This window comes from Sphingobacterium corticibacter (assembly GCF_003076635.1).
In the GTDB taxonomy this organism is placed as follows: Bacteria; Bacteroidota; Bacteroidia; order Sphingobacteriales; family Sphingobacteriaceae; genus Sphingobacterium; species Sphingobacterium corticibacter.
Genome location: NZ_QDKG01000004.1, coordinates 157,746 through 178,852, shown reverse-complemented (window position 1 = coordinate 178,852; position 21,107 = coordinate 157,746). Strand labels below are relative to the sequence as shown.

The window sequence follows — 21,107 nt, the reverse complement described above, 5'->3', positions numbered from 1 at the left end:
GATTTTACCGCCGACCTAGCGCGTGCCTAGCGACGACGAGGTAAATTCGTCCTTGCGAAGCCGAGGCACGAGGCTGTGGCAATCTGTCAACCAAGGTCTGCGATTATTCAGGAATTCATCATTCAACTAGAGAACGCCATTAATTTTCTGAACTCTATCAACCTGAAAAAGATTGCTTTGTCGTACCTCCGCGCAATGACGAGGATCATTGTAATCTCGCGATGAAGACTTAATTTCGTCTTACCTCCGCGCAATGACGAAATTTTTCTTAAATAATCCTCGCCGTATAGCGGATTGATTTTTTTGCTTTGCTCAATTCATCTAGATTGATTGCGTTTCGGAACTCATTGTCCGTTGTGGTCTGCGCAGCATCCACCTCCGTTTTGATTTTAGAACCGGTATCCGCATTTGTTACACCAGTTGTGTTGGCTTCGTCCAAGGCGGCTTTTATCTTTTCGGTATACTGTTCGGTGTAGCGATTATGCTTGCTATATTGGAATTCCAACTGATTGATCAAGCCCACAAATTCTTCTAAGCGATTATTGGCATCCTTTAGGTCATTACCTTCATCAGTGATCAACATCTGATCATAGTTTACACGATTTCCGGAACGATTTTTCTGCTCAAACTGCGAAAACAAGTTCACCATATAATTCTGATCTAAGCGTAGAAAGAGTTTGTTTAGGTATTCATCAACACTTTCTTTATCCCCTCTAGCTTCGGGTTCTAAGCCCACCTTTTCTGCAAAATAGCGGACTTGATCATACAAGTTGCGTTGTAGTAAGCCCAACTCTTGCCGTTGTATATTGAGATTGTAATCAAACTCGGTATTGGCTTCGGCTAATAAGTTATAAAAGCGAATGTAACCGTTCAACTCGTTCTCCATCTTAGCAATGGTGGCTTGATCTACATCATCGGTCATGATACTGGTGCTGCGCAAGAATCCCATTACGCTACTCGTCAATTGTGCCGCAGGCGATACCACCGGAATAGCACTCACAATAGGATTCTTAGCAATCGAGGTCACACCATCATAAATTTTTGAAGCCATATTTTTCTTTTTAGGCTTCACATTATCTTCTACCAAAGACACCACTTTTTGATCAAACCGAAATCCCAGCTTGTCGCTTTCAGGATTCCCCAATTCCTTGACCAATGGTTCAAACGAACGGCCGGATGGGTAATTTTTCATGACTTGGATCTTGGTATGTAATAGGCGGTAAGCGTTTGTCGCATTTTCTAGATTTTGGCGTACAATCATATACCGATTTTGAGCATCCAGATCCTTACTCGCCATCAACATATTGATGTTTTCGGTATTGTTCTTCAGCTCACGCGTCATGCTTTCTACCTGCTTTGTGAGAAGCGCAATAGTCTGGGCATCCTCGCTTTGCATATTCTGGTTGCTATTTTGCAACAAGGTACTATCCGGTTCCTGACTTAGAGCCGAGTAACAAAATCCAGTCATCAGCACCATTAAATAAAAGTTTTTCATGGTATCACATTGATTAAGGCCAAAAGTGGCGTAATTCATTGTATGTATTCCATTTACAACAAAATAAGTACTGAGCTGTTTTAAATGGAGGCGTTTTATGATGGAGACGCAGGTAGTTCGCTGCAATTTTGGGGATTAAATGTTATTTTTACAACATGTCTACAATATTAATTAAGAATGCACAAGTCGTCAACGAAGGCGAAATCAAGGTGTTAGATATATTTATAAAGGATGGCCGCATCGAGCAGATCGCGCCGACAATTGATAAAGCCGCTGCGCAAGAAATCAATGCAGAAGGATTGCACCTCTTGCCAGGACTGATCGATGATCAGGTTCATTTTCGCGAACCGGGACTTACCTACAAGGCAGATATCGCTACCGAAAGTCGTGCAGCAGTAGCAGGCGGTACCACATCTTTTATGGAGATGCCAAACACGGTGCCCAATGCCTTGACACAAAAGTTGCTGCAAGATAAATATGATATTGGACAGGATAGCTCATTGGCCAATTACTCCTTCTTTATGGGGGCAGGCAATGATAACTTAGAAGAAGTGCTAAAAACCAATCCGCGCGATGTGTGTGGTATTAAGGTATTTATGGGGTCTTCTACTGGGAATATGTTGGTGGACAACGAGACGGCATTGGCCAATGTTTTCCAGAATGCACCGACGCTTGTGGCAACACATTGCGAAGACGAAACGACGATTCGTACGAACATGGCCGTTTACAAAGAAAAGTACGGCGAAAATGTTACTATTGATATGCACCCAGCCATTCGTTCGGAAGAAGCGTGTTATTTATCTTCTTCTAAAGCAGTCGAATTAGCGCTAAAGTACGATACCAGATTGCATATCTTGCATATTTCGACCGGAAAAGAGACTCATCTTTTTAGTAAGGATATTCCGTTAGAGCAGAAACGAATCACTGCCGAAGCCTGCGTGCATCATTTATGGTTTTCGGATGCGGATTATGCCACAAAAGGAAATTTCATCAAGTGGAATCCGGCGGTGAAAACAGCAGCAGATCGCGATGAAATTTGGCGAGCCGTATTGGATGGACGGATTGATGTGATCGCTACAGATCATGCGCCACATACTTTTGAAGAGAAATCACAGCCTTATTTACAAGCGCCCTCAGGCGGGCCATTGGTACAGCATGCCCTGCAGGCTTTGTTGGATAAGGTCAAAGAAGGGCGATTGACATTGGAGCAATTGGTGCAAAAAACAGCGCATAATACGGCAAGGTGTTTTCAGATCGAGCAACGCGGATTTATCCGCGAGGGATATTGGGCAGATTTGGTATTAGTGGATCTGAACAAACCGTACACCGTAACAAAAGAAAATATTTTGTCGAAATGTAAATGGTCTCCATTTGAAGGACACACTTTTAGCGCGAATATCGAGCATACGATCGTATCGGGAAATGTGGCCTATACGAATGGAAAAATACAAGAAGTAGGATCGGGGCATCGTATGCTTTTTGATCGTTAACAAAACGAGAAATAATAAGCAAGATCGGACGGCGTGCACGTGTTAACACATTATAATCAGAAAAACCATGGGTAAAGTTATTTTGTATATCTGCCTGCTTGGGCTGCTGACAGTAAGTTGCCAGCAAGTAGATAAGACCGTCACATCGTTTAAAAAAGACTATTCATCGGCCATGACACTTACGACTTCCGAATGGGATTCGCTGTTTGCAACCTATCGCGAACCGGCGATCCAGCACCGCCGATTCAAACATCAGGATGTGGATTCGCTGGTGCAGCAGCACGCGCAGAAAGGCATTTTGCAAGTAGAACGAATCGGTGCGTCGGCCGCAGGCCGATCTATTTCTGAATTGACCTACGGCGATGGCGATATCAAAGTGATGCTGTGGTCGCAGATGCATGGTGACGAACCAACCGCTACGATGGCCTTGCTGGATATTTTCAATTTTCTGGAAGGTAAAGAACACGATGGAGATTCCCTGCGCAATTTGTTAAAGGACAAATTGCAGATTCATTTCATTCCGATGCTGAATCCGGATGGAGCAGAAATCTACAATCGTCGGAATGCACAAAGTGTGGATCTGAACCGAGATGCACGTGCGCAGCAGACGGTGGAAGGAAAGCTTTTGGCAGCACGTGCTGATGCTGTAAAACCTTCTTTTGGTTTCAATCTACATGATCAGTCTATTTATTACCACGTGCCCGAAACCCAAAATCCGGTCACCATCTCCCTATTAGCGCCAGCATACAATCCGGAACGCGATATCAACGAAACGCGCGGCAATGCGATGAAGTTGATTGCGGGAATTCAGCAAATGGTGCAACAGTATGTGCCTGATGCCGTGGCAAAATACGACGATACGCATTCGCCGCGAGGCTTTGGAGATAATTTTCAAAAATGGGGCGCATCCACCGTACTCATCGAATCGGGTGGACTAAAAGGCGATGTAGAGAAGCAGCAAATTCGTAAGCTCAATTTTATTATTATCCTCAATGCATTGATGCAGATCGCAGAAGGTAGTTATGAGCAATATGAAATCGCGCAATACGAAGATATTCCATTCAACGGCTCTTCTTTATTGCACGATGTCTTTATCCACAACCTAGAAATTGGGTCTGATTCTATTCCACTCCGTACGGATATTGCGATCCGCCGAGCAGAGAATACCGTCGGTCGCGATTACTTTGTACGCGGTTGGGTAGAAGATTTGGGTGATCTCCAAGAATCATTCGGATACGATCAAGTGGATGCTTCCTCATTGCATTTTGTGCAAGGTAAAGTATCGGATAAGATGATTTCTTCGGTGAAGGAACTTTCCAAATCGCAAGCATTTGCTTTGCTAAAACAAGGTTTTATGGCTATTCGGTTAAATCCCGCAGTGGTGGGCAGCGCCGAACAATTTCATAATCTACCCATACATGTATTTAGTCAACCTGCCTTTTACACCACTTCACGAATTGACTTGGGCGGAACAGCCAATTTTTATCTAGCGGATGAAAGTGGAGCGCTACGTTATGCGGTGCTCAATGGTTATCTCATCGACTTAAGTCAACCCCTAAAAGAAACCTTCAAAAATCGCGTGCTCTAATTACTCACTAAGCGATTTATTTTATATCTTAGGTTGGTCAACCTGACTATTTCTAATCTCGGGAATTACTCGTTTTTGGATGAATGTGAGCTGCTTACGCTTTTCGCGAATTCAGCATTTGGCTATATACTAGAAAACCATTATTAATGAATCGTATTATCTTCCTTTATCTGGGCATCCTGTGCTTATGCGGTATGACTGCTCAGGCACAATCGCCGACAGATTACAGCAACAAACAGCAGCTGGCACAGCGTGTGAAAGCATTAGCATCGCGCTATCCTCAACTAGTAAAAGTGACTTCCATGACCAAGACCTTGGGCGGATCAGACATTTGGATGCTCTCCATCGGTACGGGAAACTTGGAGCAAAAACCTGCTGTCGCTGTGGTTGGTGGCGTTTCTGGAGATCATTTGTTGGGTGTAGAATTGGCGGTTGGATTTGTGGAGAAATTGTTAGCTAGCGCTTCGCAAGACAGCATTCGTACTTTGTTAAATCAGCAAACGTTTTACGTATTTCCAAATATGAGTCCGGATGCTACGGAGCAATATTTTGCCAAATTGCAATACGAACGTACGGGCAATGCACGCCCATTGGATTATGATCGCGATGGCCAAAAAGGAGAAGACGGGTACGACGATTTAGATGGCGACGGTAAGATAACTTGGATGCGCGTGGTTGATCCGAGTGGAACTTATTTGGCCAATCCAAAAGATCCAAGATCAATGGTCTTAGCCGATCCGGCAAAAAATCAGCGCGGTCAATACTTGTTGCTTTCCGAAGGACTGGACAATGATAAGGATGGGCAGTTTAATGAAGATGGCGAAGAGGGTATAGCTTTTAATAAAAATAACACGTACAATTATAAAAACTTCCAACCTGGAGCTGGAGATCATGCCGTGTCGGAGCTAGAAAATAGAGCTCTGTATGATTTTCTGTACGATGCATTCAATGTATATGCAGTCGTGTCTTTTGGGCCGGAGAATAATTTATCGACACCACAACAAGCTGGTCGTGGAGGCGAATCGGCCGCACCTTATGGCAGTCGCCGGCCAGGCGGTCGCATGATCAATAGTTGGTCGGAGCGCGATGCGCAAGTTAATGGCGCTGTTTCTGCCTTATATAATAGCATAGTACAACTCGGAGATGCACCAAAGCAAAAAGCCGGAAATGGCAACTTTGCTGATTGGGCATATTATCATTACGGGAGATTGAGCTTTTCTACGCCAGGATGGTGGGTGCCTGATACCGAAAAAGATCCAGTAGCTTCTTATTTGAAGTGGGCAGATGCGCAAGGAGTAACGGGCAATTACACACCGTGGAAAACCGTTTCTCATCCTGATTTCCCGAACAAAACGGTAGAAGTAGGCGGTATTCATCCATTTGTGCTACACAATCCGCCATACAATATGGTCGATAGTTTGGTCACCAAGCATACGGACTTTGTAATCAAGCTGACGGATATGGCGCCCATGATTGACATCGTGGACGTGCAGACGGAGAAATTGGATGGCGGACTAACGCGCGTTTCAGTGAAGGTGCTAAATAAAGGTGCTTTCCCAACATTGACGCAGGTGGGCGAACGCAGTTATTTTCTGAAACATGTGGCGGTTGAAGTGAAGACCGGTAGCGGACAGAAAGTGCTGAGTGGAAAGAACCGACAAACGATCGGCGCACTGGAAGGACATGGATTTACCGAATTGAGCTGGTTGATCCAAGGAAGTGGAAAGCTATCTATTGAAGCAGGCAATGCTTCCAGTGGCAAAAAAACAGTCAACGTATCACTCTAATTTAGCCGCAGAAATCATGAATTTATATAAATATACTATCATAATAGGCTTGGCAGTACTTTGTGCTACTCAGTCATTCGCTCAGAAAGCAGAAAATATATTAGCTGCGGCAGGTTCGCCGGCCAATCCAAAGGTATCCATCAGCTGGAATCGCTACCACGACAATACCGCCTTATTAGAAATCTATCGTAAGATGGTTTCTGCGCATCCTGATTTGGTTAATTTGGAATCTATCGGCAAATCTGTTGAAGGGCGCGATCTGTGGTTGCTGACTATTTCTGACAAGAAAAAAGGGGAATCTGCCACCAAGCCGGCTACTTATATTGATGGTGGAATCCATGCCAATGAAGTGCAAACGGTGGAGTTTGCTCTGTACATTGCTTGGTACGTGACCGAGATGCACGCCGCTGGAAATCCATTCTTCCAACAACTATTAGCTGATAAGACATTCTATATTGTGCCGAGCATTAGTCCGGATTCTCGTGATAACTTTATCCACGGAGCCAATACGCAACACTCTTCGCGTACGGGACGCAAACCTCTGGATAATGATCGGGATGGCTTGGTGGACGAAGATGATTTTGATGATCTAAATGGCGACGGGCATATTACGCAGATGCGTAGAAAAAGTGATTATGGTCGCTTCATCACCGATCCGGCAGATCCACGTCGCCTGATCCCAGCACCCGAAGGACAGCAAGGCGTTTACGAATTGCTAGGTTATGAAGGTTTGGATAATGACGGTGATGGCTTGGTCAACGAAGATGGTGTGGGTGGATATGACCCGAATCGCGATTGGGGCTGGAATTGGCAGCCGAATTATGTGCAAAGTGGCGCGTACAAGTATCCGTTCTCTTTGCCGGAGAATCGTGCTGTGGCCGACTTTATCATGGCGCATCCGAATATCGCTGCCGGACAAAGTTTTCACAACTATGGCGGTATGATTTTGCGAGGCCCTGGTGCGCAAGATGACGAGGGAAATTTCAGACCGGCGGACATCGCTGTGTACGATGCTTTGGGCAAAAAGGCAGAGTTATTGATTCCGGGTTATCGCTACATCGTCACGTACAAAGATTTGTACTCGGTGTATGGTGGCGAATTTGACTGGATGCACAGTGCGCGTGGGATATTTGCCATGAGCAATGAGCTGTGGATGGCCAACTATTATTTCCAAAAAACCGGACAACAGCCAAATGATTACGCGAGTGCGCAAAATGAACAATATATATTTGATCAATTTCTGCTCTTTGGCGATGGCTTTGTCGAGTGGACTCCCTACGAACATCCGCAATATGGCGCGATCGAGATTGGTGGATTTAAAAAGAACTACGGCCGCATGCATCCGGGATTTTTGATGGAAAGTGATGCACATCGCAATGCTTCTTTTGTGATTTATCATGCTTATCATACCCCTAAGTTGGAGGTAGCTGAAATTTCCGTCAAGGATTTGGGCGCTGGTTTATCCGAAGTGACTGCAGTGATCAGAAATCAGCGGATTATTCCGACACATTCGTCGTTGGATGTGGCCAATAAAATTGAAGTACCTGATGTGGCTACCTTAAGTGGAGGAACGGTGGTTGCCGGTATGATTGTCAATGACCGAGATTTCGGAATAACGACAGAGCAGAAACGAGATGCAGCGAATATTCAAATACCAAACATTCCGGGTAACGGCATCGTGACGGTACGTTGGATTGTGAAGGGAAATGGGAAATATACCGTAACGGTCAACAGTAAAAAAGGAGGGAAAGCAGCTAAGACAACTTAGCCGCTTTCCACTTTATTTCTTCTTCTTTTTCTTGTCTTTGTACGACCCAATCAGATACGCATAAGGTTTCAGACTGGGAACATGATCAAACACGATCAATAAAATGCCCAATAGCGGTATGGCAAGTACCATGCCGCCTACTCCCCAGATTAATTCCCCGACTACGAGCCCAATAATCGTAAAGAGCGGATTGATGCGCACTTCATTGCCTACGACCAATGGTTCTAACAAGTAGGTTTGAATAAATTGCACCAGCAGATATACACCAATAACACCGAGAATCATTTTGCTATCGCCACCTTGTACTGCGACCGCCAATACGGTGAAGGAGGTGCCCAGTAAGTTTCCTACAAAAGGAATGATCTCCATCAATCCGCAAAATACTGCGAAAAAGATGGCGTTTTCTACACCTAGCAGAGAAAACCCTAGGCCATACATAATCCAAAGCGCGACAATCATCTTAGATAAGCCTCCTAGATAATGTTGCGCCACGCTAGCCGATTCATGCAATACTTTGGTGGTTTTGTCGCGCTGATCTAAAGGAACAAGCAACAATACAAAATTTTTGAGCTGTCGTCGGAAAGTGATGAATAGAAAGGTATACACCATTACCAAAATGGTATCTACTGCTATACTCATCGTGCCAGAGGCAAAATCCATCAAGACACTGCTTGCACCTCCAGCAGAAGAGGAGGGACTGTCTACAATTTTTTGTTGCTGTTGCTGATCTATACCTAGGCTATTTTGTAGCCAAGCGCGAAATTGGGCAGCTACCTCAGTCGCTCTTTGCTGCAGTTCATCCATGTTTTCGGAGAAGCCTGCTAATTGCCAGCCAAGTAAAGTCAGTACACCAGCAAAGAGGAGAACAAATCCGAATAAAGCCAAAAGAGCTGCCACGCCACGTGGGATCTTAAATCGTTCCAGTCGTTCGCATACTTTGGTCAATAGCATGGCTAAAAGACCGCCCAAGGCAAATGGAACTAAGAAAGGTTTTCCGAAATATAAGAGCGCGATGCTCAATCCAAATAGAGCAAGGATTAGAACCGCTCGCTCTAGCTTCGTTTGTTGTCTCATCTGCAAATTGCTCTGTTTTTCGTGTAGAAATCTGCTCTATCACGAGCAGTCACAGATGAGAACAACTAATTATAAGATTAGTTTCGGATTATTTGATGGTAAGCGCGGTGCCTTCGAATCGTACGCCTTCCCAACCATGTAACATAAATGCCCGAATATTCTGATGGTCATTTCCATTAGGATTATCCAATACAGCACTGTAATGCTCTGCAAAAAGTTGTAAAGTATCTTCCTCGCTTAGCGATTTGATTAAAGCAAATTGCAATACCTTGGCACTTCCCTGATTTTGCGTCGCTTCATTGTGTATCTCTCCGTTCCAAAACGCTGTTGGCATATGATTGTATGCAGATTCAATATAAGCGATTACATCCGTAAAAATAAGCTTTCCGTCTTTCAGGTCTTGTAATAAAGTATTTTTCATGAAATAAATATGAGCAGTAAAATGGAGGTAGTCGTTATAATGCGACCTCGTTCTCTTCGATCCAGAGACCGTCTCCTTTGATGATATTGATTAACTCGTCCAATGCGTTGGCCGAGGATACATTTCGTTTAATGACTTCTTTGCCACGATAAAGTGTGATTTTGTCGGGGCCAGCACCTACGTAGCCATAATCGGCATCAGCCATCTCTCCCGGGCCATTTACGATACAACCCATTATGGCAATTTTGAGCCCTTTGAGATGATTGGTTCGCTGGCGAATCATCTGCGTAGTATCTTGCAAATCGAATAACGTACGACCACAGCTCGGGCAGGAGATGTACTCCGTTTTGGAAATTCGAGAACGTGTAGCTTGCAAAATGCCGAACGAAAGCGAAGCTAATTTATCGACTGGCGTTGCTGGAGAATCGATCCAGATGCCCGATCCTAATCCGTCAATAAGCAGCGCACCAAAATCCGTGGCAGCATAAAGCTGAATTTTAGAAATAGGTTCTTCGGGGTTCATAATATCTCCAACCGGGCCGCTGAAATCCTCCGCAGCATAGCTGCGTTTTAAGATGACGGGATTCGACAAGCCTAATTCCTGCATATTAGCAAAGAACTGGCGTTGGTCGGCCATACCGTGTGTATAATCCGTTTCCAGAATAAAAACCACCGTCTCATCCAGCGCCATTTCAGCAAAGCTATCCGTTGCCAGATCGCGATTGCTGATATACACCATATTCAGTACCGGGTCTTTATGGGTACTGTGATTAAATTCTGAAAGCGTATATATGGGATGGATATTTGCTCGTTCTTGAATGTTAAGCCAAGTTTGGTAGTTATACAGCTGTTTCAAATTGCCTGGCATAGCAAACGAAGGCAAAGCATCTCCGAGAAATACAAAATCCACCGATTGATCACCCATATGAAACTTGTCCAGTAATGCATCGTAGCGATAGCCGACTTGGGTTAGAACGAAAGGATCTTTCAAGTTTTGTAGAGATAGATCCATGATGACACGTGGCACTAATGAGCCGCCCACAAAAGTATTTACCTCGGCCGCTTCGTACGGTTTTGTACGAGATTCTTCCTTCAAATGCAAAATCTCTCGAGGCGATTCTTTCGCGATCTGAGCTTCTCTTTTACTGTACCGATTAACTAGCGCTCGCGCAACTGGCGCTTCCTTCTCTGGTTCTTCCGTTAGCGAAACACGAACGGTATCTCCCAAACCATCTTCCAGCAAAGTACCAATACCGACTGCCGATTTTACACGACCATCTTCACCATCGCCCGCTTCGGTAACGCCAAGGTGCAGCGGATAATTCATGTTTTCGGCCACCATTTTCTCCACGAGTAAACGGTACGCTTGTACCATGACTTGTGGATTAGAAGACTTCATCGAAATCACCAAATTGTAATAGTTCAAATCTTCGCAGATGCGAATGAATTCCATGGCTGACTCCACCATACCATCTGGTGTATCACCATAGCGGCTCATGATGCGGTCAGAAAGCGAACCATGGTTCGTACCAATACGCATTGCCGTGCCGTACTCTTTGCAAATCCCGACCAAAGGTGCAAACTTCTTATAAATCCGCTCCAGCTCAGCTTGATAGGCCGCATCGGTGAAGTCAATTTGATCAAATTTCTTTTTGTCGGCATAGTTTCCGGGGTTTACCCGTACTTTTTCGACTATGCGAGCAGCAACTTCTGCTGCGTTTGGCGTAAAATGTATATCTGCCACCAAAGGAACTTCATAACCTCTGGCGCGTAGTTCTTTCTTGATATTTTGTAGGTTTTCGGCTTCCTTCATACTTGGCGCCGTAATACGCACGTATTCACAGCCTGCATCCACCATTTTGATGGTTTGCTCAACCGATCCGATCGTATCCATGGTGTCTATCGTCGTCATACTCTGTATACGGATCGGATTATCCGCGCCCATCGGTATGTTGCCTACAAAAACCTCGCGCGTCCGAAACCGGCTATACGCCAGTTTGGTGTTACAATATTCTCCAGTCAATCGAGTTGAATTTGGTGCTTCCATCTGGCACCAAAGTTAGCTATTTTTAAAACTAATAGGTGTTAATAGAACATGAATTTGCAGCACCATTCAGTTCGATGTCGTACTTCAATGAAGCGGATTGATAATTCTCGGTTTCATAGACGCCCTTACTCACCTTCTCTGCACCTTCGTATCGTGTTGATGACATCACGTTTTTGCCAGTCACACGATAAGCAGCACCTTTTGGTACACGTAAGCTTAAATTGGAAGCTCCGGTATTGATTTCTATTTTGGTATTTTCTAATGTAGGTTCGCCAAAAGTAAGCCCAATATTACTTGCCCCAGCATTGATAGCCAAAGTCTGAAAACGATATATAGAAAAGTCAGCTTTGAAATTGACAGCACCTACATTCAATTCTAAATCCCAAACGGGCGCCGGGTTTAAATAAAACTCTATCGTGTTTTTCTTAGATCGGCTATCGTTGTGTTTCGCGTCGAAGACGATTTCTTTCTCCTTAGTTCCAGATTCATCGAGTCTAAGACCAACGCTTGGGCTATCCGTCCAAGCCGCGATTAGTTTAGTGGAATCTTCAGGTTTCACCAATTTAAAACTAGCAGCACCGCCATTAAGATGCAACTTTGCTTGTTCTATCTCTGTACTATAATCTAGCGCGACACGCTGGCTTTGAGCTTGTGAATCTATTCCAGCTTCGCCGTTAGAAAAGTTGTGATCGCTATTTGTAGTGCCCTGATATACTAAAAAAGAACAGATCAAAATATTACATACGGTACTGATCAATACGCCATGAGGTCGATTTTGCAATAAAAGGGATATCCCAACCGACACAATCGCCAGCGGCCAGTATTTGATGATCGCATAGAAATTGAAATGTATAATATCCATATTGTGAAGCAATATGATTGCTCCGATAAACACGAGCCAGATTCCAGTTGCAATTTTGTTATTCATTTTTGTGATGTTTTGGTCTAATAGGATCAAACTTACGAGCTAAAATAGTGTAATAAGCCCTATATTAGGCTATATTATTCAAATATTCGGTAAAGCTCCGCGTTTTGTCGGTAAAGAAATAATAAACAAATTTGTATATTAATAGTATCGTTGAAACATTTTCTGTCAAATAGAGTTAGCTATTTACAGTATATATTGTCCAAACACGTCATTTAAACAGCTGAATATGTTTTTCTATTATTTCGGGGAATATCTCCTATTGTTGCAACAAGTGTTTCGCAGGCCGGAGAAATGGAAAATTTACCGGAAAGAAATATTACATGAAATGAACGAGATAGGTGTTGGGTCACTCGGGCTAATCTTTATCATTTCAAGTTTTATTGGAGCGGTTATGACAATGCAGATTGCCTTTCAATTGACCTCTGATTTAATTCCTACTTCAATTATTGGACAAATTAATCGAGATTCTAATATTTTAGAGCTTGGGCCTACTATTTCCGCTTTGGTATTGATGGGTAAAGTGGGATCTGCGATATCCTCTCAGATCGGATCAATGCGGGTGACAGAACAAATTGATGCGTTAGAGATTATGGGGATAAATGCGGCAGGTTATCTTATCTTGCCGAAGATCGTGGCGGGTGTATTGATGGTGCCCGTGCTTGTTATAATTGCCATTGTTTGTGCGTTAGTCGGTGGTTTGATTGGTGGAGCGCTTTCAGGGGCTGTTTCTCCGAATGATTATATCTTAGGAATTCGAGAGTCTTTCAATGGGTTTACCGTTTCTGTTGCAATGGTGAAGGCTGTTGTTTTCGGATTTATCATTACGTCAATCCCCGCACACAAAGGTTTTCATGTGCGAGGAGGAGCTTTGGAAGTGGGACAAGCAGGGACGCGTGCTGTTGTGATTGGTTGTATCGCCATTCTTGCCTGTGATTATATGATTACGGCCTTAATGTTATAATTATTACTATGATCGAAATTCAAAATATTAATAAATCCTTTGACGATAATCATGTTTTGAAGGGAATAGATGCCATTTTTGAACCAGGTAAGGTGAGTTTAATAATTGGCGGTTCTGGATCTGGGAAAAGTACGTTGTTGAAATGTATAGTAGGTTTGCACGCTCCCGAAAGCGGAAAGGTTTTCTTTGATAAGCAAGAATTTACAAAACTGAGCTTTGAGGATCGTGTGCCTATTCGTAAAGAGATTGGTATGCTATTTCAGAATTCGGCCTTGTTTGACTCCATGACTGTAGAGCAAAATATCGTATTTAGTTTAGATATGTTTACCAATATGAGCCAAGCTGAGAAGGTAGATCGAGCCAACTTTTGTTTGGAAAGAGTGAACTTGGCTGGTCGAAACAAACTATTTCCTTCCGAACTTTCTGGTGGTATGAAGAAAAGGGTCGGAATTGCGCGTGCCATTAGCATGAATCCAAAGTATCTGTTTTGTGACGAGCCCAATTCAGGTTTAGATCCAGCAACTTCTATTTTGATTGATGAGCTTATTCAGGAGCTTACCGAAGAGTACAATTCCACTACCGTTGTGGTGACGCACGATATGAATTCGGTCATGGGAATTGGGCAATATATCTTATTCTTGCATAAGGGACAAAAATTTTGGGAAGGTTCAAGTCAAGACATGTTGCAAGCAGATATACAGGAACTAAATGACTTTGTGTTTGCCAGTCCTTTAATGCGGTCTGCGAAAGAAAGTTTATAAAAAATTGGATTTGAGAATTTTGTTATTCTTTTGTAGGTGATTTAGCCTTGATGTAGCGTTTTACATTTCCTGTTTTGACGTATTCCAACTCACCTTCTCTGCAATATGCCGACAAATAAACCGAGAATTTGTTACTAACGCTTCGGTCATAATCCAGTTCTTCCAATACTTCGGATACACGTCTCGGCACTGTGAAAAAATCTGATTCAGAGACCAGTCTTTCCAGTTTTGTGCGTAGATCTATTCGGCTTTTGGATTGCGGTGAAATATCGTATAAAGGGGTAAGGTCCATGTCTTCTGGAAAAAACTTACGCGGTTGAAAATTTAACGCTCTGCATACTAACAAAAAGTTGTGCATAGTAGAGCCTGACCCCCTTTCCATAGCTGCAATAGTGGTCATCGTAAGTCCAGTCATACTCGCTACGTCACGTTGTGAATAGGACAAATGTTCGCGTCGCGATCGGAGTAGATCCCCAAGTTTCTTTAAAATTAATTCATTAGTTTCAGTCACGTTGCAAAATGAATAAATATTCTCGCAAAATGGGAATAAACAAAATCTATAATTATTTGCTTAATCAAATATTTTATTTACATTTGATTTCAGATAAGGAATAATAATTAATTTTTAAGAAATACAAATGTGGCCACTTGAGTTTTGAGGATGCGTAGTTGACTTTTGAACTTGCAAAATTCCTTTTTATATCGTACAAATATTCTGGGTAGTGTAGTGATTTAACTTAAATGCACTTAATAAAAAAAGTGGAGGTGTCTTGTGATGCCATAGGGTGAGGATTTTAATCTCTCACTAAGCGATTTCGGGTGTATTAGTGTACTGACATTAATAGCTGATGTTGCACACAACAGCGTCCGCAGATTTTATGATATGGATTCTACTAAATAATGATTGACTTTTTTTGAAAGCCTTAATATGAAAAGTATCGCTAAGTGCGCTATCAAATAAGTTAATAATAGTATTATGAGTGTAAAACAAGCGATAGATTTGTCGCAACAATATGTACGCTTTCTAAATAATGGCGAGGAGCGAGCGTTAGGTTACTTTTACAACTATTTCTATAGTGATCTTTTTAAAAAAGCACAACTGTCTATCGGAGACATAGATATTAGCAGGACTTTTGTCCAAGAAGCTTTTTTTCGTTTATGGCTTTTTCGTAAACATGTAAGCAGTTTAGAAAATGTAGAGATACTTTTGTTTGAAGAGATTAAACGAGCGACGAAAGAATACTACGGAAATCCATCCGAGCAATTTAGGCGTAACTTCGTGCCACTTCAAACTTTTCATGCTGAAAGTAATTGTTTCTGGATAGCAGACTTGGATGATAAGCAATATAGTCAGAAACAGGATCCTGAAGATCGGATCTATATCCGAAAGATTAACGCACTTATGCCCAATCTCCGGCAGGATCAGCAAACGCTCATTCGGTTGTGTTTAGAGTATAGCTTTAATTATGAGAGGATTGCAGATCACCTTGGAGGTCGCTCTTCGCAAGAAGTTCGATTTAAAGCGGAGCAGGCAATCGCGCATATGCGCTCAGTTTTTAAGAACACAGAAAAACTACAGGCATTGGAGGCAAACCTTATGCAGCAGCAGGTGACAAATTTAGATTCCGACGAAGCTCTTGTGCTTGATCTAAGATTTAATCAACAACAAACTTTTACAGAGATCGCCAATGCTTTAGAGGTAGACGTGGCTGTTGCACAAAGTTTGTTTGTCCGCGCCTATCGCAAAACTAAACTGTCGCATTCTCAAGATCAGTGTCTAACGGAGTGGTAAAATGGCACGAAAGAAAGTTATATTAACGAGCAAAATACAAATTTTGCTAGATGAGTCCGATCCCAAAAAACGGCGGGTACATCAACATCGCCTGTATCAATGGCATGATTTAGTCTTTAAAGCTTCTAATATTGCTATTACGCATCAGTTTCTGCAGGAAAATATAAAAGAAATTCTTTACCTAAAGGAGGATACAAAAGTTAAATTGCTGGACGCAAAGCATAATGCAGAAGGAATACTTACAACCTCGCGCAGAAACACCACGTATCAGTTATTGTCTAAATTTTTTAAAGGCAAAGTGCATTCAAATATCATTACCAATTTGAACACATCAATTGTAAAAGCTTTTTTTACAGATCGTCAAGCATATTCTAAAGGAGAGCAATCGCTTCGAAATTACCAGAAAAATATGCCGATACCGTTTTCTGGAAGCTTGTTGAAATGGTTAGGTATGATAGGTGATTGGGATTTTAGATTTGTATTGTTTAGAATACCCTTTCGTACTTTTTTGGGGAAAGATAGCGGGCGAAAGAAGAAGTTGATTCAACAGATAATGGCGGGTGAAATAAAAATTGTACAATGTGCGATTAAACGGGAAAAATATGGCTTGTTCTTATTTCTGTCTTTTGAGAAACCTATCGACGAAATTGATTTAAAACAAAGCGTCGTAGCTGAAGCATCTTTGTCATTAGAGCATCCTATCGTGGTGAAAATAGGGCCCCATTCATGTCGCATCGGAAATAAGGAAGAATTTCTTTATCGCCGATTAGCAATACAAGCAGCTAGACATCGAATTGAAGCCTCTTGCAGCTATAACAACGGTGGACACGGCAAGAAGAAGAAGCTACAGCGCTTAGAGACATTCCGGCAGAAAGAAAAAAACTATGTACAGAGTAAGTTGCATCTCTATAGTCGTCAGCTCATCGATTTTTGTGTTCGCCACCAAGCAGGCACTTTGATACTTGTGAACCAAACTCCTAAGAATGCCGTTGCAAAAGATGACCTTTTTCTGCTGCGAAACTGGAGTTATCACGGATTGATAGAAAAGATTCGCTACAAGGCAGAACTAGCAGGCATACACCTCATTGTGGAATAGCTTAGCTCGTACGCATTGGATGATATGTAAATTGTTATCTTTGCCCAATAAAAGATACAATAATTTTGACGACAACCACAGATATACAGCTGCTTACACCGAAACACTGGAAAGACTACGAATTGATCGATTGCGGAGATTTTGAAAAACTAGAGCGATTCGGCGACATGATTTTGATTCGCCCCGAGCCGCAGGCCGTATGGCCAAAAAGTTTGTCCAATGCCGAATGGGAGAAAAGATATCATATCAAATTCAAAGGAAGATCGGCTACCAGTGGTGAATGGTTGAAGAAAAATCCTAAATTGGCCGACCGCTGGCATATTGCATACCGCAATGATTTGGTAGAGATCCGCTTTCGCCTGGGGCTTACTTCCTTCAAGCATGTAGGGATTTTTCCGGAGCAAGCCGTGAACTGGGATTACATATCCGAATCGGTCAAAGCGATTAAAAATCCAAAACCAAAATTCTTAAATCTGTTTGCCTACACCGGTGGCGCATCTTTGATTGCGCGTGCTGCCGGAGCGGAGGTGACGCATGTGGATTCTATCAAGCAGGTCGTAACTTGGGCGAATGAAAATCAAGAGCTATCCGGATTGCAGGATATCCGCTGGATGGTTGAAGATGCATTGAAGTTCGTGCAGCGTGAGCTGAAACGAGGTAATACCTATCACGGTATCATACTAGATCCGCCAGCTTATGGTCACGGACCAAAAGGGGAGAAGTGGAAGCTAGAAGATAATATCCGGGATATGATGCGTGATGTGGTTCAGTTGCTTGATCCCGAAGAGCATTTCTTGATTCTTAATACGTATTCACTCGGGTTTTCTTCTGTAATTGTGGAGAATTTGATTCGCACTTCATTCCCAGCGGTGCAGAATTTAGAAGTGGGTGAATTATACCTACAAGCCACCGCTGGTGTCAAATTACCACTGGGGGTGTTCGGAAAATTCAGAAAGTTTAAATAAAATAAAAGTTACGGAATCGCCCTAAGCGTTTCCGTAACTTTCTAAGAATTTCTTCAGCTTCGGCGCCACTACTGCTTGGCAATATTGGTTTTCCGGATTGCGGTTGAAATAGTTTACATGGTAATCCTCAGCCTTCCAAAAGGTCACTGCTGGCTCTACCGCAGTTACGATAGGATCAACAAAAACGCCTTGCGACGTCAAGCCTTCGATAAATTGTACGGCCTGCAAATGCTGTTCTTCGCTATGATAAAATACCACTGAGCGATATTGTGTGCCCACATCAGCTCCCTGACGATTTAACGTCGTTGGGTTGTGTGTTCTGAAAAAGATGCCCAATAGATCGATAAAGGAAAGTTTCGTTTCGTCAAATTCAATCTGAATCACCTCCACATGGCCTGTTGCTCCACTGCAAACTTGCTCATAAGTTGGATTTTCACGTTGTCCACCCATATAACCAGGCAACACGGATACAATGCCATCAAGTTGTTGAAATATAACCTCTGTACACCAGAAACAACCTCCTCCGAATGTCGCTAACATAATCGTATGATTTTAAATGAAAAAAATGCGTGATTTGCATAGGTCAAATCACTATACAAAGATACGTACTAAAAAATATGTTTGCCTTTTTCGAGAATATCCTGCTGCTCATTATGACATACGGCAAACGAAAAACCTGATTGCAAAGCATATGATCCATATTCACCTTTTTTGTTGAGTGCCAAAAATCCAACCTGAATTTCTTTGGCGATTTCGGGTTTCTTTTTCACGATCCGCTCCACGGCTTCTTTACAGGCCGCCTCCGGCGAATAACCTTGCCGCATCAACTCTACCACGAGAAAGCTGCCAACAGTACGAATCACCTCTTCACCAACACCGGTTGAAGTTGCCGCGCCGATCTCATTATCTACATACAGACCAGCGCCAATGATTGGGCTATCGCCTACACGACCACGCATTTTAAAAGCCATGCCACTGGTCGTGCACGCACCAGAAAGATTTCCGGATGCATCCAAAGCGAGCATGCCAATCGTGTCGTGATTATACTGATTGCCGGGCAAACGTTCTGTATTGAAGGATTTGTTCTCAATATTCATGATGGGCTTATACTGGCGTTCTTTCAACCATTCTTGCCAAGCTTCTTTCGACGACGGGATTAATAAATCTTCTTTCTCAAATCCTTTTTCTAAAGCAAATTGCAAGGCACCTTCGCCTACCAGCATCACATGCGGCGTATCTTCCATCACTTTACGCGCTACAGAAATGGGGTGCGCAATATGTTCTAATGCCGCGACAGATCCACAATTCCCTTCCGCATCCATGATGCAAGCATCCAGCGTCACATGGCCATCGCGATCCGGATAGCCACCTTTGCCCACCGTAGGATTTGAAAGATCCGATTCAGCAACTTGTACACCCGCTTCCACGGCGTCCAATGCTGATCCGCCCGTTTGCAAGATTTTCCATGCAGCCTGATTTGCTGCAACACCAAAATCCCAAGTCGAGATGACGATTGGTTTTTTAGCCCCTTTTTGTGCGGTATTTGCCATGGCCAACGAAGTTGGAAGTGCGCTGGCCGATATGGCGCCTATCATTGCTTTTTTAAGGAAAATGCGTCGAGAATCTATCTTTTTATTCATGAATGTTGTTCTTTTTCTATGCCGATTTATTCGTATTTTAGCTTACGGCAAGTCGTGGTTTGTCGTATTATAACCGCACGCTTATTAAAGTCTTTTAGCGATTGAATATAGCAGGGCTTAAAAGTAAATATTTGACAGCAAAAAAGGAAAACATTCAGCACGGTCATGCACAACGCTTCGGCTCCAACCAATTGGACAACGCATCAACAAGGTAAATTCCAACTTCGGTATAAACCTTACACGTTACAGATGCATCATGTATTCACGGTCGCATCATTTACTCGAAATACCACACCAGTGGTATTATTGGAATTAGAGTTTGACGGTATTATTGGATATGGTGAAGCATCTATGCCGCCATACTTGGGCGAATCACAGGAAAGTGTTTTTGCTTTTCTACAACAAGTAGATCTATCTCGGTTCTCTTCTCCATTCGAAACGGCTGATATATTAGCCTATGTAGATACGATTGCCGCTAACAATACCGCCGCCAAAGCCGCGCTAGATATCGCCTTACATGATTTGCTGGGTAAGATCATGCAACAGCCTTTTTACAAAATCTGGGGATTAGATCCGCAGATAATTCCAGCGACTTCCTTTACCATTGGGATAGATACCGAAGCGATGATTCGGCAAAAAGTATCGGAAGCCAGTGAATACCGAATGCTGAAAGTGAAGCTGGGTCTGGAAACCGACAAAATGATTATCGAAACCATCCGATCCGTGACAGATGTACCATTGTGTGCCGATGTGAATCAAGGTTGGAAAGACAAGCATTTGGCGGTGGATATGGCCGGTTGGCTAGCCGAAAGAAATGTAGTTTTTCTCGAGCAACCCATGCCCAAAGATCGACCTGAAGATAATGCTTGGCTGACCGAAAGATCGCCTATTCCTACGATAGCAGATGAAGCCTGTCAGCGTTTAGCGGATATTGTTGCGCTGAAAGATATGTATAGCGGTATCAATATCAAATTGATGAAGTGCGCGGGTATGCGCGAAGCAAAGCAAATGGCAGAGTTGGCGCGTGCCTTAGACATGAAAGTGATGTTGGGCTGCATGACAGAAACGTCGTGCGCGATCTCTGCGGCGGCACAATTAGCGCCATTGGCAGATTGGGCAGATTTGGATGGCGCATTGTTGATTGATAATGATTTGTTTGAAGGCATGCGTGTAGAAGATGGGCTATGTATTTTGCCCGATCGTCCCGGTATTGGCGTTATTAAAAAGTCTGATTAAGGCGATTGCGCTAATTTTATTATTTTTGTATTCCGACCACCAAATACCTCCATATTAC

General features: G+C 43.0%; 18 protein-coding genes. 10 read left to right on the top strand and 8 right to left on the bottom strand.

Annotated features, from left to right (window positions below; all coding sequences use genetic code 11):
- Positions 1-268: 268 nt before the first annotated feature.
- Complete coding sequence (locus tag DC487_RS12055; protein WP_133228549.1) at positions 269-1,495, bottom strand: hypothetical protein; 1,227 nt, start codon at positions 1,493-1,495, stop codon at positions 269-271.
- A 155-nt stretch (positions 1,496-1,650) separates the two neighbouring features.
- Between DC487_RS12055 and DC487_RS12050 the strand changes: the two genes are divergently transcribed.
- From DC487_RS12050 to DC487_RS12035, 4 genes are all read left to right on the top strand, one after another.
- Positions 1,651-2,985, top strand: coding sequence for a dihydroorotase (locus DC487_RS12050; RefSeq protein ID WP_116776223.1), 1,335 nt, complete (start codon positions 1,651-1,653; stop codon positions 2,983-2,985).
- A 67-nt stretch (positions 2,986-3,052) separates the two neighbouring features.
- Positions 3,053-4,573, top strand: a complete 1,521-nt coding sequence (locus DC487_RS12045; RefSeq protein ID WP_116776222.1) for a M14 family zinc carboxypeptidase — start codon at positions 3,053-3,055, stop codon at positions 4,571-4,573.
- A gap of 146 nt (positions 4,574-4,719) precedes the next feature.
- Positions 4,720-6,360 carry a M14 family metallopeptidase gene (locus DC487_RS12040; RefSeq protein WP_116776221.1) on the top strand — a complete coding sequence of 547 codons (1,641 nt, stop codon included), beginning with the start codon at positions 4,720-4,722 and terminating at the stop codon, positions 6,358-6,360.
- Positions 6,361-6,376: 16 nt separating this feature from the next.
- Complete coding sequence (locus DC487_RS12035) at positions 6,377-8,128, top strand: M14 family metallopeptidase (protein ID WP_116776370.1); 1,752 nt, start codon at positions 6,377-6,379, stop codon at positions 8,126-8,128.
- A gap of 12 nt (positions 8,129-8,140) precedes the next feature.
- On the opposite strand, the gene DC487_RS12030 is transcribed toward DC487_RS12035, so the two are convergent.
- From DC487_RS12030 to DC487_RS12015, 4 genes are all read right to left on the bottom strand, one after another.
- A complete protein-coding gene (locus DC487_RS12030; protein ID WP_116776220.1) occupies positions 8,141-9,202 on the bottom strand; it encodes an AI-2E family transporter in 1,062 nt (353 codons plus the stop codon).
- 88 nt (positions 9,203-9,290) lie between these two features.
- Complete coding sequence (locus tag DC487_RS12025; protein ID WP_116776219.1) at positions 9,291-9,623, bottom strand: HopJ type III effector protein; 333 nt, start codon at positions 9,621-9,623, stop codon at positions 9,291-9,293.
- A 34-nt stretch (positions 9,624-9,657) separates the two neighbouring features.
- Positions 9,658-11,670, bottom strand: a complete 2,013-nt coding sequence (gene ispG / locus DC487_RS12020; RefSeq protein ID WP_116776218.1) for a (E)-4-hydroxy-3-methylbut-2-enyl-diphosphate synthase — start codon at positions 11,668-11,670, stop codon at positions 9,658-9,660.
- 28 nt (positions 11,671-11,698) lie between these two features.
- Positions 11,699-12,598, bottom strand: a complete 900-nt coding sequence (locus DC487_RS12015; RefSeq protein WP_116776217.1) for a LiaI-LiaF-like domain-containing protein — start codon at positions 12,596-12,598, stop codon at positions 11,699-11,701.
- A 226-nt stretch (positions 12,599-12,824) separates the two neighbouring features.
- On the opposite strand from DC487_RS12015, the gene DC487_RS12010 reads away from it, so the two are divergent.
- Entirely contained in the window at positions 12,825-13,559 is a 735-nt protein-coding gene (locus tag DC487_RS12010) for an MlaE family ABC transporter permease (protein WP_116776216.1), read from the top strand.
- Between the two features lie 8 nt (positions 13,560-13,567).
- The gene (locus DC487_RS12005) at positions 13,568-14,320 is read left to right on the top strand and encodes an ABC transporter ATP-binding protein (protein WP_116776215.1); all 753 of its coding nucleotides are present in this window, start codon (positions 13,568-13,570) and stop codon (positions 14,318-14,320) included.
- 22 nt (positions 14,321-14,342) lie between these two features.
- Here DC487_RS12005 and DC487_RS12000 read toward each other — a convergent pair whose 3' ends face one another.
- Positions 14,343-14,831, bottom strand: coding sequence for a helix-turn-helix domain-containing protein (locus tag DC487_RS12000; RefSeq protein ID WP_165799082.1), 489 nt, complete (start codon positions 14,829-14,831; stop codon positions 14,343-14,345).
- Positions 14,832-15,296: 465 nt separating this feature from the next.
- Here DC487_RS12000 and DC487_RS11995 point away from each other — a divergent pair, with 465 nt between their 5' ends.
- The 3 genes from DC487_RS11995 (at position 15,297) to DC487_RS11985 (ending at position 18,173) form a co-directional block, all read left to right on the top strand.
- Positions 15,297-16,112 (top strand): RNA polymerase sigma factor, encoded by an 816-nt coding sequence (locus DC487_RS11995; protein WP_116776213.1) that lies wholly within the window; start codon positions 15,297-15,299, stop codon positions 16,110-16,112.
- 1 nt (position 16,113) lies between these two features.
- Entirely contained in the window at positions 16,114-17,208 is a 1,095-nt protein-coding gene (locus DC487_RS11990; protein WP_116776212.1) for a hypothetical protein, read from the top strand.
- Between the two features lie 65 nt (positions 17,209-17,273).
- Positions 17,274-18,173, top strand: a complete 900-nt coding sequence (locus DC487_RS11985) for a class I SAM-dependent methyltransferase (protein WP_394341840.1) — start codon at positions 17,274-17,276, stop codon at positions 18,171-18,173.
- A 21-nt stretch (positions 18,174-18,194) separates the two neighbouring features.
- Here the strand turns inward: DC487_RS11985 and msrA are convergent, their stop codons facing one another.
- Together msrA and DC487_RS11975 are read right to left on the bottom strand one after the other, a co-directional pair.
- Entirely contained in the window at positions 18,195-18,713 is a 519-nt protein-coding gene (gene msrA, locus DC487_RS11980; protein WP_116776210.1) for a peptide-methionine (S)-S-oxide reductase MsrA, read from the bottom strand.
- 68 nt (positions 18,714-18,781) lie between these two features.
- Positions 18,782-19,813, bottom strand: a complete 1,032-nt coding sequence (locus DC487_RS11975) for a N(4)-(beta-N-acetylglucosaminyl)-L-asparaginase (protein WP_394341839.1) — start codon at positions 19,811-19,813, stop codon at positions 18,782-18,784.
- A gap of 165 nt (positions 19,814-19,978) precedes the next feature.
- Here DC487_RS11975 and DC487_RS11970 point away from each other — a divergent pair, with 165 nt between their 5' ends.
- Positions 19,979-21,049 carry a dipeptide epimerase gene (locus tag DC487_RS11970; RefSeq protein WP_116776209.1) on the top strand — a complete coding sequence of 357 codons (1,071 nt, stop codon included), beginning with the start codon at positions 19,979-19,981 and terminating at the stop codon, positions 21,047-21,049.
- Positions 21,050-21,107: the final 58 nt, after the last annotated feature.

Coding starts and splice junctions, on each gene's coding strand:
- DC487_RS12055 (WP_133228549.1), bottom strand. CDS start 1,495: ATGAAAAACTTTTATTTAATGGTGCTGATGACTGGATTTTGTTACTCG.
- DC487_RS12050 (WP_116776223.1), top strand. CDS start 1,651: ATGTCTACAATATTAATTAAGAATGCACAAGTCGTCAACGAAGGCGAA.
- DC487_RS12045 (WP_116776222.1), top strand. CDS start 3,053: ATGGGTAAAGTTATTTTGTATATCTGCCTGCTTGGGCTGCTGACAGTA.
- DC487_RS12040 (WP_116776221.1), top strand. CDS start 4,720: ATGAATCGTATTATCTTCCTTTATCTGGGCATCCTGTGCTTATGCGGT.
- DC487_RS12035 (WP_116776370.1), top strand. CDS start 6,377: ATGAATTTATATAAATATACTATCATAATAGGCTTGGCAGTACTTTGT.
- DC487_RS12030 (WP_116776220.1), bottom strand. CDS start 9,202: ATGAGACAACAAACGAAGCTAGAGCGAGCGGTTCTAATCCTTGCTCTA.
- DC487_RS12025 (WP_116776219.1), bottom strand. CDS start 9,623: ATGAAAAATACTTTATTACAAGACCTGAAAGACGGAAAGCTTATTTTT.
- ispG (WP_116776218.1), bottom strand. CDS start 11,670: ATGGAAGCACCAAATTCAACTCGATTGACTGGAGAATATTGTAACACC.
- DC487_RS12015 (WP_116776217.1), bottom strand. CDS start 12,598: ATGAATAACAAAATTGCAACTGGAATCTGGCTCGTGTTTATCGGAGCA.
- DC487_RS12010 (WP_116776216.1), top strand. CDS start 12,825: ATGTTTTTCTATTATTTCGGGGAATATCTCCTATTGTTGCAACAAGTG.
- DC487_RS12005 (WP_116776215.1), top strand. CDS start 13,568: ATGATCGAAATTCAAAATATTAATAAATCCTTTGACGATAATCATGTT.
- DC487_RS11995 (WP_116776213.1), top strand. CDS start 15,297: ATGAGTGTAAAACAAGCGATAGATTTGTCGCAACAATATGTACGCTTT.
- DC487_RS11990 (WP_116776212.1), top strand. CDS start 16,114: ATGGCACGAAAGAAAGTTATATTAACGAGCAAAATACAAATTTTGCTA.
- msrA (WP_116776210.1), bottom strand. CDS start 18,713: ATGTTAGCGACATTCGGAGGAGGTTGTTTCTGGTGTACAGAGGTTATA.
- DC487_RS11975 (WP_394341839.1), bottom strand. CDS start 19,813: ATGAATAAAAAGATAGATTCTCGACGCATTTTCCTTAAAAAAGCAATG.
- DC487_RS11970 (WP_116776209.1), top strand. CDS start 19,979: ATGCACAACGCTTCGGCTCCAACCAATTGGACAACGCATCAACAAGGT.